Genomic DNA, 15,124 nt, shown 5'->3' with positions numbered 1-15,124 from the left:
ACGTTATCAGCAGACCAACGAACAACGCGGGAAACTGGCACAAACCCAAAAACTTGTATTTGATCCTACAAATCGCAGGGGTTGTTCTCCGGAGGGTGTTCCGGCGGGATCCTCCAGCGTGGCTTCATCGGCTTTCCGCCGACGGGCGGGCGAACTAGACTGGGAATCAGTCACGGAGCCGTGTCCGGCACCGTAGTGTGCCGGGGCACCAGCTCGTCTTGTTTCCAATGGATGGAGTCCTGATGAAGGCACAAATCGGCGTCACCGGCCTAGCGGTCATGGGCGCGAACCTCGCTCGCAATTTCGCCCGCAACGGCTACACGGTGGCCCTGCACAACCGATCGATCGAGAAGACCGACGCCTTGCTGAAGGAACACGGCGACGACGGCGACTTCATCCGCACCGACACCATGGAGGAGCTCGTCGAGTCGCTGGAGACCCCGCGCCGCGTGCTGCTCATGGTCAAGGCCGGCGCACCCGTGGACTCCGTCATCGACTCGTTGGTTCCGCTGCTCGAAGCCGGTGACATCGTCATCGACGGCGGCAACTCGAACTTCCAGGACACCCGCCGTCGTGAAGCAGCCCTGGCGAAGAAGGATCTGCATTTCGTGGGGATCGGCGTCTCCGGCGGCGAGGAAGGCGCCCTGTTGGGCCCGTCCATCATGCCCGGTGGCTCCGAGGAGTCCTATCAGGCGCTGGGCCCGATGCTCGAAAAGATCTCGGCCCATGTCGACGGCGATCCGTGCTGCGCCTGGATCGGCACCGACGGCGCCGGCCACTTCGTGAAGATGGTCCACAACGGCATCGAATACGCGGATATGCAGGTCATCGGTGAGGCCTTCGACCTGCTGCGCTCCGGCGCCGGCATCGAACCAGCGGATCAGGCCAAGATCTTCAAGGAATGGAACGAAGGTAACTTGGCGTCCTTCCTCATCGAAATCACCGCAGAGGTGCTGGCCCACCAGGACGCCAAGACCGGCAAGCCGCTCGTGGATGTCATCGTCGACTCCGCGGGGCAGAAGGGCACCGGGCGCTGGACCGTGCAGTCAGCCCTGGATCTGGGATCGCCCACCTCGGCCATCGCCGAATCGGTGTTCGCTCGTGGCCTGTCTTCCCAGCGCGACCAGCGGGCCATCGCCCAAGAGGTGTTGGCCGGACACGAGCAGGACGTCACCCTCGGGGACGACTTCGTTGAGGACGTCCGTCAGGCCCTCTTCGCCTCCAAGCTCGTCTCCTACGCCCAGGGCCTGGATATGCTCACCGCGGCGGCCACCGAATACGACTGGGATCTGAAGCTCGACGAAATCGCCTCGCTCTGGCGCGGTGGCTGCATCATCCGTGCCGAACTGCTGGCCGACATCATGAAGGCCTACGCCTCGGACGATCAGCCGGCCAACCTGCTCTTCGCGCCGGCCTTCTCGGAGGCCATTGCCGGCGCCGTCCCGGCCTGGCGACGCGTGGTCTCGACGGCAGTTTCCCTGGGCATCCCGGTACCGGTGTTCTCCTCTTCGCTGGCCTACTACGACGGTCTGCGCCGCAAGCGGCTGCCCGCAGCGCTGACCCAGGGGCTGCGCGACCTCTTCGGCGCCCACACCTACAACCGGATGGACGCCGAAGGGACCTTCCACACCCAGTGGAGCGGTGACAAGACCGAGATCGAAGCCGTCTCGACGCACTAACAAAAGCAGCACCCGACGGAGTACAGGCCGACCTGTTCCGTCTCAGGGCGCGACGAGGGAACCGTTCCCGGTTTCACCGTCGTGCCCTGTTCTGCTGGTGGCCCCCGGGCATAGGCTGAGGACATGGATTACAGATTCCTCGGAGCCTCGGGGCTCAAAATCACCGAAATCACGTACGGCAACTGGCTCACCCACGGGTCCCAGGTCGTGAACGATGTCGCCTCCCAATGCGTCCAGGCGGCCCTCGACGCAGGGATCACCACCTTCGACACTGCGGATGCCTACGCCAACGGCGCCGCCGAGAAGGTACTGGGTGACGCGTTGAAGGACCAGCGGCGTGAATCGCTGGAGATCTTCACCAAGGTCTACTGGCCGGTCGGACCCAAGGGGCCCAACGACGTCGGACTGTCCCGCAAGCACATCATGGAGGGCATCAACGGTTCGCTGAGCCGGTTGGGCATGGACTACGTCGACCTGTATCAGGCGCACCGCTACGACCACCAGACGCCGTTGGAGGAGACCATCCAGGCCTTCGCCGACGTCGTCCGGACCGGGAAGGCCCTGTACATCGGGGTCTCCGAATGGTCCGCTGACCAATTGCGTGAGGGGCAGCGCCTCGCGAAGGAGGCCGGGTTCTCGCTGGTGTCCAACCAACCGCAGTACTCTGCGTTGTGGCGGGTCATCGAGGACGAAGTTGTCCCGGCTTCCAAGGAATTGGGTCTGTCCCAGGTCGTCTGGTCGCCCATGGCCCAGGGCGTCCTCTCCGGTAAATACCGTCCCGGACAACCGGCGCCGGAAGGCAGTCGTGCCACGGATGAGAAGGGCGGGAAGAACACCATCTCAGGCTTCATGAGCGAGGAGGTCCTCACCCGGGTCCAACAGCTGCGGCCGATTGCCGATGAACTGGGTTTGAAGATGTCCCAACTGGCCATCGCTTGGGTGCTACAAAATGAGAACGTGGCCACCGCCTTGGTTGGGGCTTCACGTCCCGAACAAGTCGCAGAAAACGTGAAGGCCTCCGGCGTGCGCATCCCCGCCGAACTCATGAGCCGGATCGATGAGGTGCTCGGCGATTCCATCGAGCGTGATCCGGCCAAGACGGTCAGCCCCGAACAGCGGCCCGCTTAGCGCGGACACAGAGGAACGGTCCGGGACCGGCAGTGACACGCTGCGGGTCCCGGACCGTTCGTCCTCGGGTGACCGGGGAAGGTCTCAGATCCACATGGCCGGGTCGATGTATTCGGCTGGATCCACGGCCGGCTGATGCTCCTGGGGTTGCCGTGGCCGGTTGGTCGCCGGGATACCGGTGATGATCGAATCGGCCGGAGCATCCTTGACCACCACGGCATTGGCGCCAATCGCGGAATCGGCGCCGATGGTGATCGGTCCCAGGACTTTCGCCCCGGCACCGATCACCACCCGGTCCCCAATGGTCGGGTGGCGCTTGACCTTCGCCAATGACCGGCCACCGAGGGTTACTCCGTGGTAGATCATCACGTCGTCGCCGATCTCGGCGGTTTCACCGATGACGACCCCCATGCCGTGGTCGATAAAGAACCGATGGCCCAGGGTGGCCCCCGGATGGATCTCGATACCCGTGGCGAACCGGGCCACCTGGGAGATGAGCCGCGCCGGTAGTCGCAGCGCAGGGTTCTGCCAGAGCCGGTGGGTCAGGCGGTGCACCCAGATGGCATGCAGGCCCGAATAGGCCAACGCGTTCTCTGCATTCCCACGTGCCGCTGGGTCATGGGCGCGCGCCCCTTCGAGGTCTTCTTGGAGGCGGGATAGGAAAGTCACACGAAACCTTTGCTGGTGGTTGCCCTGCAGGTGCTGCCGCTATCCGCGGATGTCGTCGTACAGTGGCGTGGAGATGTACCGTTCGCCAAAGTCGCAGACGATGGCGACGATGAGCTTCCCAGCATTCTCTGGGCGTTTGGCCAGTTCCAGGGCGGCCCAAACGATCGCTCCCGAGCTGATACCGCCCAGAATGCCTTCCTTCGTGCCCAGTTCGCGAGCCACCCGGACCGAATCCTCCATGGTCGCGTCGAACACCTCGTCGTAGACCTTGGTGTCGAGCACTTCCGGAACAAAGTTCGCGCCCAGGCCCTGGATTTTATGCGGGCCGGGTGCGCCGCCGGTGAGGATGGCCGAATCCTTCGGCTCCACGGCGACGACCTGTACAGCAGGCTTGAGTTCCTTCAGGAGATTGCCGGCACCGGTGACGGTGCCCCCGGTTCCCACACCGGCAACGAAGACGTCGACCTCGCCATCGGTATCGTCCCAGATTTCCTGGCCGGTGGTCTTGCGGTGGATCGCCGGATTCGCCTGGTTGGCGAACTGCTGGGCCCAGATGGCGTTTTCGGTATGGGCGACGATCTCCTTGGCTTTTTCCACCGATCCGCGCATGCCCTCTGAGCCGGGCGTCAGAATGATTTCAGCTCCGTAGGCTCGCAGCATGACCCGGCGCTCGGTGGACATCGTTTCGGGCATTGTGAGGATGACACGGTAACCGCGGGCAGCGCCGACCATGGCCAAGGCGATGCCGGTGTTACCTGAGGTGCCCTCGACGATGGTGCCACCGGGCTTCAACGCGCCGGCTTGCTCGGCGGCGTCGACGATGGCCACCCCGATGCGATCCTTGACGCTGTTGGCCGGGTTATAGAACTCCAGTTTGACAGCGACCTGGGCGGGCAGGCCTTCGGCCATCCGGTTCAGGCGGACCAGGGGAGTGCGTCCGACCAGTTCGGTCACGTCATTATAAATCTGTGCCATCAGCGTCCTGCTTTCGGTAGGAAATGAGGGGTTCGTTGGTGTTCTAGCCTATCGAGGTGCCGAATCACGGTTTATTCGGTCAGCCACTGGGAGTAATATTTCCTCGCTTTGGCCAACTTGGGGTTGATGATGACCTGGCAGTAGCCCTCGTAGGGGTTCATGGCGTAGAAATCCTGGTGGATCGGTTCGGCATCGTGGAAGTACGGGGCGGGGACGATCTCGGTGACGATCGGATCATCCCAATTCTCTTGGTTTCGCCGCAGGGACGCCTCAAAGAACTCCCGTTGCCGGGCATCGGTGTAGAACATGGCCGAACGGTATTGGGTGCCGACGTCGTAGCCCTGACGGTTCAAGGTCGTGGGGTTGTGCCCGGTAAAGAACATGTCCAAGATGACGTCGGCGGGGACGACGGCGGCATCGAATGTTACGGCGACCGCCTCGGCATGTCCGGTGGTTCCGCTACAGACGTCACGGTAGTTCGGGTTCGGGGTGTGCCCACCGATGTATCCGGAGACCACCGATGAAACGCCGATGGTCTTGCGGTAGATCGTGTCCATGCACCAGAAGCATCCGGCACCGAGGATGAAGGTGTGGATGCCATGGTCCGGTAATACGGCGGAATCGGACGGACCGAACTGCGTCTCTGACGTGGGGATTGCTGACTCGCTATTCACATTCATGGTCAATGCGCGCAGAGGCTCATTCATTCCCGAAGGTCTTCGCGGTCAGGGTAACCGGGCCCAGTTGACGCTCATTTGACTCGTCTCGGACTACGGTAGGAGCATGCGCAATGATCAGGATAAAACGCCGCAGGACTCCCCGGAAGGCGAGACGACCGTGACGGACAACGCCCCCGAGGGTGAAGAAGCCGTGGAGGTCGTCGAGGGCGGGGCGCAGGATACGCGCGCCGTGGTCGCCCCCGAACCCCGGCCCGGAGCCACCGTTCCTACCCTGGGAGAGGTCCTGGTGGCGATCGAAGAGCTCTGGCCGGCCTCGTTGGCCGAAGACTGGGACGCCGTCGGCCTCGTCGCCGGCCGGGTCGAACGTCCGATACGGCGCATCATCTTCGCAGTGGATCCGACGCTCGAGGTGGTCCGCGACGCCATCGCCCGTGGAGCAGACCTGCTGATCACCCATCACCCCTTGCTGCTGCGTGGAGTGAAATCGGTGGCTGCTGACCAGTTCAAGGGCGAAGTCATCCACGAGCTCATTGAAAACCAGTGTGCCTTGGTCACCGTTCACACCAACGGCGACTCAGCGGTGGGAGGGGTCTCCGACGTCCTCGCCGATATTCTCGGACTCACCAACGTCACCCCCTTGGTGGCGGCCTCCGAAGGCCTTCCCGAAGAAGGGCTTGGCCGGGTCGGCACCCTTCCGGACGCATTGGCCCTCTCCGATTTCGCCTCCCGAGTGTTCGGCGCACTGCCAGCTGTCGCAGGAGGTGTGCGCGTGGCCGGGGACCGTGACGGGATCGTGAGCACGGTGGCCGTCTGCGGCGGCGCCGGGGACAGCCTCTTCGACGCGGTGCGGGCGGCCCGGGCCGACGTGTTCGTCACCGCCGATCTGCGCCACCACCCGGCTTCCGAAGCACGCGAGGCCGCCGTGGAAGACCGGCCCTACCTCGTGGACATCTCCCACTTCGCCGGTGAATGGCTGTGGCTTCCGGCCGCCGCCGAAGGCCTCTACAACGTGCTCATCGACCAGAACTTCATCCTGGAGATCGGTGTCAGCTCGATCAATACCGACCCCTGGGATTTCATCCTCACCCCCGGGGACTGATCGGCGCCGGTGGGCAGTAGGCTGGGGAGCCACCGAGCACGAGGAGAATCACCGATGGCCAAGGCATCACCCGCCGACCAGCTGCTGCTGTTGGACCTGCAGGCACTGGACTCGAAGATCGTGAAGATCGACCGCGCCGTGAAGGTTCTGGCCTCCGACCCGGAGATTATCGCCGCCGGCGAAACCGTGGCCGAAGCCGAGGCCGCCCGCCGAGAAGTGGCCGAGGAATCTGCTGCCGCCCAACATGCCTTGACCGATATTGAGCATCAGACCGAGAAGGTGCAGGCCCGGATCGAGAAGGATCGCGCCCAAATCGAGGCTGGCCGTGGCACCGCACGGGACATGATGGCCCTCCAACATGAGATCGACTCCTTGACGCTGAAGCGCGGAGAACTCGAGACCACCGAGCTGGAACTGATGGAAACTGCCGAGGAAGTGGCCGGCAGGCTCGAAGGGGTCACAGCCTCGGCCGACGGAACCGCGGCCCAACTAGCCCAGCTCGAACGCGCCCGAGATGACAAGGCTGAGGAGTTGGCCGCCGAGCGTGCCACGCTGGTGACCGAGCGTACCGAACTGGCCGGACGCATTGACTCGACCCTGGTGGGAATGTATGAAAAGCGTTTGGCACAGCGCGGTATCGGTGCCGCTCGCCTCTTCCACGGCACCTCGGAAGGATCCGGCATGCAACTAGCTGCCGGTGACTTGGCCGAGATTCGTGCTGCGGCCGAGGACGATGTCGTCTCCTGCCCCGACTCGGGCGTCATCTTGGTTCGCTCGCCCGAGTGGAAGTAGAACAAAACACCCGCAGACCGGTTCCGCGGGGGCGGCTGCACCATGTGGAGATATGGGTCGCTGATCTGGAGCAGGCCACCACGACGCTCGGCTGGATCTTCGAATCCCTCGGCTACGTGCGTGCCGAGGAATGGTCAGGCGGCGCGAGTTGGCAGGGTGCGGGGGAGTATTTGGTCCTCGAATCAAGTCCGGATGTGTTGGGAACCGTGCATGAACGCCGGCGTCCCGGGCTGAATCATCTGGCGTTCTGTGCTGGAACCCCCGAAAATGTTGAAGCGCTTACCCGTGCCTCCGTGGGGCGGGGATTCACCCTGATGTTCGCCGAGCTGCACCCCCACGCGGGCGGACCCGACCACTACGCCGCGTATCTGCAGAACGCGGACGGTTTCGAAATCGAACTGGTGGCAGAGGGCGAAGCCCCCAGGCGCTGATCCTGCGGCTGCGGGATTATGTGGTGGCGAAGCTATGGTCTTCCGGCAGGATGATGTTCAGCTGGTGGGCCTTCTTGGCGGTGGCGGGAACCAACTCGGCATCCCACCTCTCCTGGACGGCCTTCAGCAGGGCTTCCGGAGTGCCGGGTGTGCTTCGTCGGGCCAGAACATGGCGGGCCACCTCGCCACGGGTGTGCTTGGCGAAATGCGAGACGACCTTGCGCTGGCCCCCGCGTAGCTGGAACACCGAAACGGCCACCGTGTTCTGCGGCGGGGGAGCGAAGGCAGCGGCATAGGTGCTCGAACGGCAGTCGATCACCAACTCTTGGCCAGCACGATCACCCAACACCGGGTTCAGCCGGGTCTTCCACCAGCTGGCCAGCTTTCCGATCCCCGGGAGCTTCACCGACATTGACAGCCGATAGGCGGGAATCCGGTCGGCGAAGCCCACGGCGCCCCATAAGGCGGAGACCACCACGACGGAGGCATCCGCCCTGCGTTGCTGGGCCGGGGTCAGCGTGCGGTAGCCCAACGCCTCGAAGAGCACACCGGTGTAGACCTCGTGAGCCGGAGCAGCCGGTTCCTGGTGGAGGGCAATATTGCGGGTTACTTCCCCGGCCAGTGAGGCTCCCACACCCAAGACGCTCAGGGCATCGTCTTCGGCCGAGACAGCGGCAAGGGCCTGAAGCACTGCTGCACGATCACCTGTGAGTTCGGGAAAACTCAGAGAATCGGCGTCGTACGCGAGGCCCGCGGCGGCAGGCTTCTTTCCTTCGGAAGGCGGGAGCAAAATAAGCACCCATCGATCCTAGCTGCGCCCCCGGCAGCTCGGAGCACGGTAGACTGCCGGGGCGGGACGCTCGTACGGTCTTCCGTCGCGCAATCGGTCCATGGAATGTCCGGGTTCCACGGATGAGTGGGGGGTGTCATGCCCAACCGGTTGTCGTCAGGAAAATGCAGTACATGATGGTTACCCCTCCAACCCGTAGAGACCCGGTCTTGGACGCTTCCAAGGGAATCTTGATCCTCTTGGTGATCCTGGGGCACTTGCTGGCCCGTTCCGATCCGCAGGACGGTTTCGTCACCAAGGCGTTGATTACCGGGATCTATGCCTTCCATATGCCGGCCTTCGTCTTCCTCGCCGGGATCACTTCCAAACCCCGTGGAATCCTCCAGCGCTGCACCCAGTTTTTGACCCTGTTGGTCGTTTTCCAGGTCGCTTATTTCCTGGCTCGGTGGGTAATGGGTTCCGACGCAACCTTCTCCTGGGAGAGGCCCTACTGGATCCTCTGGTTCTTGCTCTCCATGACCGTGTGGACGGTGCTGACCCCGCTGATCGCGAAAATTCCCCGCACGAGCCTTATTCTTTCAGTCCTCATTTCGCTGGCATCCGGAATGATCGACGTGCTCGATTACCCCTACAGCGCCTCCCGGACCCTGGTCTTCCTCCCGTTCTTCGTGCTCGGTTTCACCTACGGCAAGCCTATTCTGGCCTACCTTTCCCGATTGCTGGGGAGGGGCCGGGTAGTGGTGGCAGTCTCGGCACTGCTCACGTTCGGCTTCTTGCTGTATTGGGCGCCGAACCACAAGTGGTTCTACGGGAGCAGGGGCTACGACGTCCTGGATGTTTCCGATCCCACGGGTGTCATCTATCGACTCGTGCTACAGATCTGTGCCGTGGTGCTCACCGCCGGTCTGCTGGTCCTGGTTCCCCGCGACCCCGGCCTGCTGGTCAGGTTTGGCCAGCGGAGCCTCTCCATTTTCCTGCTCCATGGCTTCGCGATACTTGCCGTGGCGCGGTACGCGAAGATCATGGCGGAGGACAACAGATACGAAGCCGTGGTGATCTACGTGATCCTCATGGCAGGAATTGCGTTGCTTGCCTCGATGCAGCCGGTCCACCAGGCGATTGGCCGCATCGGCACCCTCCTGCTGCCCCTCATCGAGAAGGTGTCGCCATCCAGTCCGGTGGCAGGCACCGGCCGAGCACAGCCTGTCTACCCCGGGCCAGACAAAGAACCACTGCGAGCCGAGGAGCCGCACGTCTCGGAGGGGGCCGACGATCGACACGTAGGTGTCGCCGCCCAGACCAGACCCGGAGCACGGTAGACTATTCGGCGGACGGGATGGCTGGACGATCGCGTGTCGCGCAAGCGGCCCGAGGAACGTCCGGGCTCCACAGAACAGGGTGGTGGGTAACGCCCACTCGGGGAAACCCGCAGGATAGTGCCACAGAAAACAGACCGCCCGCCTCGTGCGGGTCAGGGTGAAAAGGTGGTGTAAGAGACCACCAGCGCCCCAGGTGACTGGGGCGGCTCGGTAAACCCCACCCGGAGCAAGGCCAGACAGGCTGCGTATGAGGGCTGTTCGCCCCAGTAGTCGGGTAGGCCGCGTGAGGGCATCGGCAACGGTGCTCCTAGATGGATGATCGTCACCGGCAATCGGGTAACCGCTGCCGGTACAGAACCCGGCGTACAGGCCATCCCGTCCCCTATGATCCACCACGTCCCGCCACGTTCGGCGGCCGAGCTCATTCGGGTTGGACGGGACTGCGATCGGACTCGTCATCTGGTTCCCAGTCATCGGGATGGATCTGTGGCGGGTAGTCGCCCGGCATCAGGGCCCGCTTGAGATGGTGTTGGCGACCCCCGCTGGCCAAATCCGAGTTGAGGATCCGCAACGCTTGAGCGACGTCGACCTTATTGATGGTGTCCTCCCCGGTGGTTGGCGAGGTTTAACCATAGTCGAAAGTATGTTCTAGTGTGTGCGGTGGTGCTCCGCTGCGCGCCTCATGACGTGATCTCTACGCTGGCAGCCAGTGGGCCGGTGTGGGGTTCTTGGACTTCGATCTCTGCATCCAATGACAGTGGCGGTGAAACCCAGCCACTAATGGTTAGCACCTGCCGATATTCGTTGCCGACCCAAATAGCCCTGAAATACTCCAACGTCCCGTTGATGGCCATCGTCTCATCGAGAAAAACCACTCCCAGGTGACGGTGCTCGCGGGATAAGTCCCCGATTCTCATAACTCCCCAGTCAGTTGTCGGTTGACGGCTACATGCCGGACCTTCCGCCAGTGTAGGCGCGCAGTGCCCCTTCGCGGCCTAGATGACGGGTGGGGTCTGTGCAAGACCATGGGGTGGATGCTCCTCAACGGGCAACCGACCCTGCCCGAGGTGAAGGGGCAGGGTCGGTTGATGGGCACGGTCTGGGGGAACCATGCCGGCGACGCAAGAGACGGGGCGCCGCCATTCCAAGTGTAATCGAATATATTTACGAATGGGGGTTGTTTATCGGCGCGCCGTCCCCGGGCTGATCATGTGTTGTCGCATGCGGAAAGATTACGGGCCGGAATTCGGCAGGTCATGTGAGTGAGTTCACCGGCATCAATGCGGTGATCGGGGGTCAACAACCTAGGATGGAGGTGGGCTCAGCCCCGGGGGAGAGGAATCTCGGACCCCAACCAACCGTATCTGCAATGGTGCTTTCGCGGTGCCAACCGGCTAGTGGATCCCTGCCGGCTGAATTGGAAGGACAAAAAGTGACCCAGCAGTCTGTCGCCGCCCAGAATGAATGGAGCGGCCGCGAGGAACTCGCCGAGGCCATGATTCCCCTCATTGGGCGTCTCTACCGCAAGAACAATGTGGTGACCTCCATCTACGGGCGCAAGCTCATCAACAAATCCCCGATCGACATCCTCAAGGCCCACCGGGTGGCCCGCCATATTGACGGCGTGGAACTCTCCCCCTCCCAAACACTTCCCCTGCTCCAGGGCCTTGACGCACTGGACCTCGGTGCGGTCTCGGTGGATTTGGCCCGACTGGCCCGCAAATTCAACGAACAGGGCAACGGCGCCGTGCTGCAGGACTTCCTGGCCGACGAATTCGCCGAAAAGGCCGGCGGCGCCGGGCGCACCGACGTCGAATCCCGCGATATCGTGCTCTACGGCTTCGGACGCATCGGACGGCTGCTGGCGCGCATCCTGATCGAGCGCGGCGGCTACGGACTGCGCCTGCGCGCCATCGTGGTGCGCAAGAACGGCGAGAACGATCTGGTCAAACGCGCCTCGCTGTTGCGCCGCGACTCGGTGCACGGACCCTTCGAAGGCTCGATCACCGTCGACGAGGAAAACAACACGATCCTCGCCAACGGAACCCTGATCCAGGTCATCTACTCCAACGACCCGACCACCGTGGACTACACCGCCTACGGCATCGACAAGGCGATCGTTGTGGACAACACGGGCCGCTGGCGCGACCGCGAAGGACTGGGCCAGCACCTCAAGGCCAAGGGCGTGTCCCAGGTCCTGCTGACCGCTCCGGGCAAGGGCGATGTGAAGAACATCGTGCACGGCATCAACCACGGTGACATTGCCGCCGACGACACGATCGTCTCCGCGGCGTCCTGCACCACGAACGCGATCACCCCGGTGCTCAAGGCGATCAACGACGAATATGGTGTCACCCACGGTCACGTGGAAACCGTCCACTCGTTCACCAACGACCAGAACCTGACCGATAACTTCCATAAGGGAGACCGTCGTGGACGGTCGGCGGCGTTGAACATGGTCATCACCGAAACCGGTGCCGCGAAGGCAGTGTCGAAGGCACTGCCCGAATTCGAGGGCAAGTTGACCGGAAACGCGATTCGCGTCCCCACCCCCGATGTCTCCATGGCGATCCTGAACCTGAACCTGGAGAAGGACACCACCAAGGAAGAGCTGAACACCTACCTGCGTCAGACGTCGCTGGGAGCCGAACTGCATAAGCAGATCGACTACATCGACTCCCCGGAGATCGTCTCCACCGATTTCGTCGGTTCGCGCCGGGCCGGCATCGTCGACGGGCTGGCGACCATCGCCAACGGCCGAAACGCCGTCGTCTACGTCTGGTACGACAACGAGTTCGGTTACTCCTGCCAGGTGGTTCGCGTCATCGAGGAACTTGCGGGAACCCACCCGGTGGCTTTCCCCGCAGTAGAAAAAACCGAAGACATCACGGTCGAGGCAGAAGCCACCGTGTAATCACCACCGGCGCCATCAGCGGCACCGGATAACCAGCCCACGCACCGGGCAGGAAACAGGACAAGAGCATGGATCGTCTGATCGATAGCCGAGCACGCCGCACACTGGGGGTCACCGCCGCCGGATTCGCGGTACTGCTGGCAGCCACCGGATGTTCCTCCACGGGAAGCTCCGACGATTCATCGTCGGCGCCGGCCACGCAGGAAACCTCGGCAGCAGCCTCCAGCTCGGCACCGGTGAGCAGCAGTGCTGCCTCCTCGGCGTCGGAAACCGCGACCGCGGAGAAGTCCTCCTCCACGGCGCCGGCCACCAAGTCCGCGAAGGCCGCCCCGGCCAAGGACACGTCGGCTTTGGACACCGTGAAGAACAAGGAGCACAAGATTGCCGTGGTCTCCACCGGCGCGTCCGCTTCCGGTAAGGATTCGCTGAACACCAAGCTGATCATTGCCGATCATGGTTGCTTCCACGCCGTCAATCAGCAGGGTCCCCCGACGCTGCTCGTCTTCCCCGAAGACACCACGCTGAACAGCAAGGGCAAGCCGACCGTGACGGTGGGGGGAACCTCCATCCGCGTGGGTCAGCAGGTGACCTTCACCGGCAAGAAGATCAACCTGAGCACGGACCAGGCCTCACAGGCCAAGCCGTGCCGCGCCAAGGGCGACGTCTTCCAGGTGGCCTCGGCGAAGTAGTCGGACACCCGCGCCAAAGAGCCGGCGCCCACCCCGACCCGTCGGGGGGGCGCCGGCTCTTTCGTGGGCGGTCTGAAGGTGCGCTTAGTGATCGTGCCCAAACGGGTCGGGATCGACCCCCGGCAGCCATGAGTTCCCCGGAACGCCCCAGTCCAAGGACTTCTTGGCCTTCTTCCACCGCTTCGCCCATTTGGTATTGAGCTTATCGACGTAGAGGTAGCCGTCGAGGTGGTCGTATTCGTGCTGCAACATCCGGGCGAACCAGCCGGTCGCCTCGAAGTCGAGCTGGTTCCCCTCGCCGTCGTAACCCATCACCCGGGCGTAGTCCGCACGTTTCAGCGGGAAGGACAGGCCGGGGGCCGAGAGGCAACCTTCGGCCTCCTCGTCGGGGTCGGGCTGCGCGCCGGAGACCTTGCCGAGCACGATCCGCGGATTCACCAGCACCCCTTCGGGGGGGACCCCGTCGTCGTTCTCCATCGTGTAGGTGAAAAGCCGCAGGCCCACCCCGATCTGAGGGGCAGCCAGACCGACACCGTTGGCGGCGTGCATCGTCTCTGACATGTCGGCGATCAGTGCCCGCAGGTCATCGTCGAAGGCGGTGACTTCGGCGGCACGGCAGTGCAAGACGGGTTCGCCGTAGACGACGACGGGACGGACGGGCATCTGTGCCTCCTGCTGGTGATCATGACAGCGAACAAAAAACCGCCCCGGAATGATCCGGGGCGGCTGATGGGGTGAGTAACGGGGCTTGAACCCGCGACCTTCTGGACCACAACCAGACGCTCTGCCAACTGAGCTATACCCACCATTGCGTCTCTCAACGCGGTGCCCGCACCTTCGGTATTCCTACCGGGGAGGTCCGGGCAACGAATACTAGTTTACACACTTTCGGCAGGGCTTGCGACATGGGGACACGCCCGCGCCGAACTGTGGCAGGGATCACTCCCTGCGGTTGTTCAGTTCGTGTGGGGGCCCGACGTGGCGTCGGCCCCGGAACCCTCAGGGGCAGCGCTTTCGGCTGCCACGGAGCGGGCAGCCTCCTTGGCCGTCTTGCTATCGGGGCCGGGGGCCGGAACCATGACTGCCTTGCGGTAGTACCGCAGTTCGTTGATCGAATCACGGATGTCGCCCAGGGCCCGGTGGTTCCCGGTCTTCGGGGGAGCCTGGAAGTAGGCGCGGGCATACCAGCGCCGGGCCAATTCCTTGATCGTGGAGACGTCGATGACGCGGTAGTGCAGGTGGTCGATGACCCCGGGCATATCACGGGCCAGGAAGTTCCGGTCGGTGCCGATGGTGTTTCCAGCCAACGGGGCCTTGCCCGGCTCGGGGACCCATTGGCGGATATAGGCGAGGACCTGCTCGGTGGCGGTATCCAGGTCGACGCCGGCGTCGAGTTCCTCGAGCAGCCCCGAGGTGACGTGCATCTGGCGCACAAAGTCATTCATCTGTTCCAACGACTGGGCTTCGGGTTTGATGACGACATCGACACCCTCACCGAGAATATTCAATTCCGGGTCGGTAACCAGGACGGCAACTTCGATCAACGCGTCGGCTTCCAGGCTCAGCCCGGTCATTTCGCAGTCGATCCACACAATGTTTTCAGCAGAAATAGGCACAGCCCCAATCTACCGGATTCGGCGACCCCCACGGTGATCGGCAGGGGTGGGGCGTCCTAGGTGGTCAGGCCACTGAGGAAATACAGGACCACGAAGACGACGCCCGCGGTGACGCCCAGGGCGGCAGCGGCCAGGGCGTGCAACCCCAGCAGGGGAGAGACGACCACCACCAAAAGGGCGATGAATAGACCCCATCCCAGCAAAGCCTTCTGCCGGGTGGGGGTGCTGCCTCCGCTCGATGCGTGCCGACCCACTGAAGCCTCTTCCGTCAGCTACCTGTCCCGCCGGAGGATCCCGGCAGCAGATACCACCTTAGGTCCCGTCGCCGGGGAACTCGGGATCC

15 protein-coding genes, 1 tRNA gene and 1 other RNA gene are annotated in these 15,124 nt (G+C 63.4%); 9 read left to right on the top strand and 8 right to left on the bottom strand.

The features are described 5' to 3' along the window. Positions 1-242 precede the first annotated feature (242 nt). The gene (gndA, locus tag AC3ZI9_RS08545; RefSeq protein ID WP_489923444.1) at positions 243-1,679 is read left to right on the top strand and encodes an NADP-dependent phosphogluconate dehydrogenase; all 1,437 of its coding nucleotides are present in this window, start codon (positions 243-245) and stop codon (positions 1,677-1,679) included. 123 nt (positions 1,680-1,802) lie between these two features. Beyond that, the gene (locus AC3ZI9_RS08540; protein ID WP_443427884.1) at positions 1,803-2,807 is read left to right on the top strand and encodes an aldo/keto reductase family protein; all 1,005 of its coding nucleotides are present in this window, start codon (positions 1,803-1,805) and stop codon (positions 2,805-2,807) included. A gap of 84 nt (positions 2,808-2,891) precedes the next feature. Here the strand turns inward: AC3ZI9_RS08540 and epsC are convergent, their stop codons facing one another. From epsC to msrA, 3 genes are all read right to left on the bottom strand, one after another. Next, positions 2,892-3,476 carry a serine O-acetyltransferase EpsC gene (gene epsC / locus AC3ZI9_RS08535; RefSeq protein WP_086998077.1) on the bottom strand — a complete coding sequence of 195 codons (585 nt, stop codon included), beginning with the start codon at positions 3,474-3,476 and terminating at the stop codon, positions 2,892-2,894. 39 nt (positions 3,477-3,515) lie between these two features. After that, positions 3,516-4,451, bottom strand: a complete 936-nt coding sequence (gene cysK / locus AC3ZI9_RS08530) for a cysteine synthase A (RefSeq protein WP_096223466.1) — start codon at positions 4,449-4,451, stop codon at positions 3,516-3,518. A gap of 71 nt (positions 4,452-4,522) precedes the next feature. Then, positions 4,523-5,047 (bottom strand): peptide-methionine (S)-S-oxide reductase MsrA, encoded by a 525-nt coding sequence (gene msrA / locus AC3ZI9_RS08525; protein ID WP_443413998.1) that lies wholly within the window; start codon positions 5,045-5,047, stop codon positions 4,523-4,525. Between the two features lie 187 nt (positions 5,048-5,234). On the opposite strand from msrA, the gene AC3ZI9_RS08520 reads away from it, so the two are divergent. The 3 genes from AC3ZI9_RS08520 to AC3ZI9_RS08510 are packed head-to-tail and all read left to right on the top strand — an operon-like array spanning position 5,235 to position 7,453. After that, positions 5,235-6,230: a Nif3-like dinuclear metal center hexameric protein gene (locus AC3ZI9_RS08520; protein ID WP_096223465.1), complete on the top strand. Its 996-nt coding sequence runs from the start codon at positions 5,235-5,237 to the stop codon at positions 6,228-6,230. 54 nt (positions 6,231-6,284) lie between these two features. Then, entirely contained in the window at positions 6,285-7,022 is a 738-nt protein-coding gene (locus AC3ZI9_RS08515) for a zinc ribbon domain-containing protein (RefSeq protein ID WP_443390221.1), read from the top strand. A 44-nt stretch (positions 7,023-7,066) separates the two neighbouring features. Next, entirely contained in the window at positions 7,067-7,453 is a 387-nt protein-coding gene (locus tag AC3ZI9_RS08510) for a VOC family protein (protein WP_489923443.1), read from the top strand. A gap of 16 nt (positions 7,454-7,469) precedes the next feature. Here AC3ZI9_RS08510 and AC3ZI9_RS08505 read toward each other — a convergent pair whose 3' ends face one another. Next, positions 7,470-8,252, bottom strand: coding sequence for a YaaA family protein (locus AC3ZI9_RS08505; RefSeq protein ID WP_443390220.1), 783 nt, complete (start codon positions 8,250-8,252; stop codon positions 7,470-7,472). 200 nt (positions 8,253-8,452) lie between these two features. Here AC3ZI9_RS08505 and AC3ZI9_RS08500 point away from each other — a divergent pair, with 200 nt between their 5' ends. The 4 genes from AC3ZI9_RS08500 to AC3ZI9_RS08485 all read left to right on the top strand — a co-directional run bounded on the left by AC3ZI9_RS08500 (position 8,453) and on the right by AC3ZI9_RS08485 (position 13,165). After that, complete coding sequence (locus AC3ZI9_RS08500) at positions 8,453-9,562, top strand: acyltransferase family protein (RefSeq protein ID WP_489923442.1); 1,110 nt, start codon at positions 8,453-8,455, stop codon at positions 9,560-9,562. Between the two features lie 13 nt (positions 9,563-9,575). Further along, positions 9,576-9,944, top strand: an RNA gene (gene rnpB / locus AC3ZI9_RS08495) — RNase P RNA component class A. A gap of 1,113 nt (positions 9,945-11,057) precedes the next feature. Then, on the top strand, positions 11,058-12,476 hold the full coding sequence (locus tag AC3ZI9_RS08490; protein ID WP_489924029.1) for a glyceraldehyde-3-phosphate dehydrogenase: 1,419 nt from the start codon (positions 11,058-11,060) through the stop codon (positions 12,474-12,476). A gap of 68 nt (positions 12,477-12,544) precedes the next feature. Further along, positions 12,545-13,165 carry a hypothetical protein gene (locus AC3ZI9_RS08485; RefSeq protein WP_489923441.1) on the top strand — a complete coding sequence of 207 codons (621 nt, stop codon included), beginning with the start codon at positions 12,545-12,547 and terminating at the stop codon, positions 13,163-13,165. A gap of 84 nt (positions 13,166-13,249) precedes the next feature. Here the strand turns inward: AC3ZI9_RS08485 and def are convergent, their stop codons facing one another. From def to AC3ZI9_RS08465, 4 genes are all read right to left on the bottom strand, one after another. After that, positions 13,250-13,828: a peptide deformylase gene (gene def / locus AC3ZI9_RS08480; protein ID WP_489923440.1), complete on the bottom strand. Its 579-nt coding sequence runs from the start codon at positions 13,826-13,828 to the stop codon at positions 13,250-13,252. 67 nt (positions 13,829-13,895) lie between these two features. Further along, positions 13,896-13,971, bottom strand: a tRNA-His gene (locus tag AC3ZI9_RS08475). A gap of 150 nt (positions 13,972-14,121) precedes the next feature. Continuing rightward, the gene (orn, locus tag AC3ZI9_RS08470; protein WP_489923439.1) at positions 14,122-14,739 is read right to left on the bottom strand and encodes an oligoribonuclease; all 618 of its coding nucleotides are present in this window, start codon (positions 14,737-14,739) and stop codon (positions 14,122-14,124) included. A 98-nt stretch (positions 14,740-14,837) separates the two neighbouring features. Then, a complete protein-coding gene (locus AC3ZI9_RS08465; RefSeq protein ID WP_096223455.1) occupies positions 14,838-15,035 on the bottom strand; it encodes a hypothetical protein in 198 nt (65 codons plus the stop codon). Positions 15,036-15,124 lie beyond the last annotated feature (89 nt).

This window comes from Arthrobacter sp. AOP36-F1-5 (genome assembly GCF_058137995.1).
This window is presented reverse-complemented; position numbering and strand designations above follow the sequence as displayed.

What these genes read in the sequence shown, in the direction of transcription:
- gndA (WP_489923444.1), top strand. Translation starts at nt 243, where the DNA reads ATGAAGGCACAAATCGGCGTCACCGGCCTAGCGGTCATGGGCGCGAAC.
- AC3ZI9_RS08540 (WP_443427884.1), top strand. Translation starts at nt 1,803, where the DNA reads ATGGATTACAGATTCCTCGGAGCCTCGGGGCTCAAAATCACCGAAATC.
- cysK (WP_096223466.1), bottom strand. Translation starts at nt 4,451, where the DNA reads ATGGCACAGATTTATAATGACGTGACCGAACTGGTCGGACGCACTCCC.
- AC3ZI9_RS08520 (WP_096223465.1), top strand. Translation starts at nt 5,235, where the DNA reads ATGCGCAATGATCAGGATAAAACGCCGCAGGACTCCCCGGAAGGCGAG.
- AC3ZI9_RS08515 (WP_443390221.1), top strand. Translation starts at nt 6,285, where the DNA reads ATGGCCAAGGCATCACCCGCCGACCAGCTGCTGCTGTTGGACCTGCAG.
- AC3ZI9_RS08490 (WP_489924029.1), top strand. Translation starts at nt 11,058, where the DNA reads ATGATTCCCCTCATTGGGCGTCTCTACCGCAAGAACAATGTGGTGACC.
- AC3ZI9_RS08485 (WP_489923441.1), top strand. Translation starts at nt 12,545, where the DNA reads ATGGATCGTCTGATCGATAGCCGAGCACGCCGCACACTGGGGGTCACC.
- def (WP_489923440.1), bottom strand. Translation starts at nt 13,828, where the DNA reads ATGCCCGTCCGTCCCGTCGTCGTCTACGGCGAACCCGTCTTGCACTGC.
- orn (WP_489923439.1), bottom strand. Translation starts at nt 14,739, where the DNA reads ATGACCGGGCTGAGCCTGGAAGCCGACGCGTTGATCGAAGTTGCCGTC.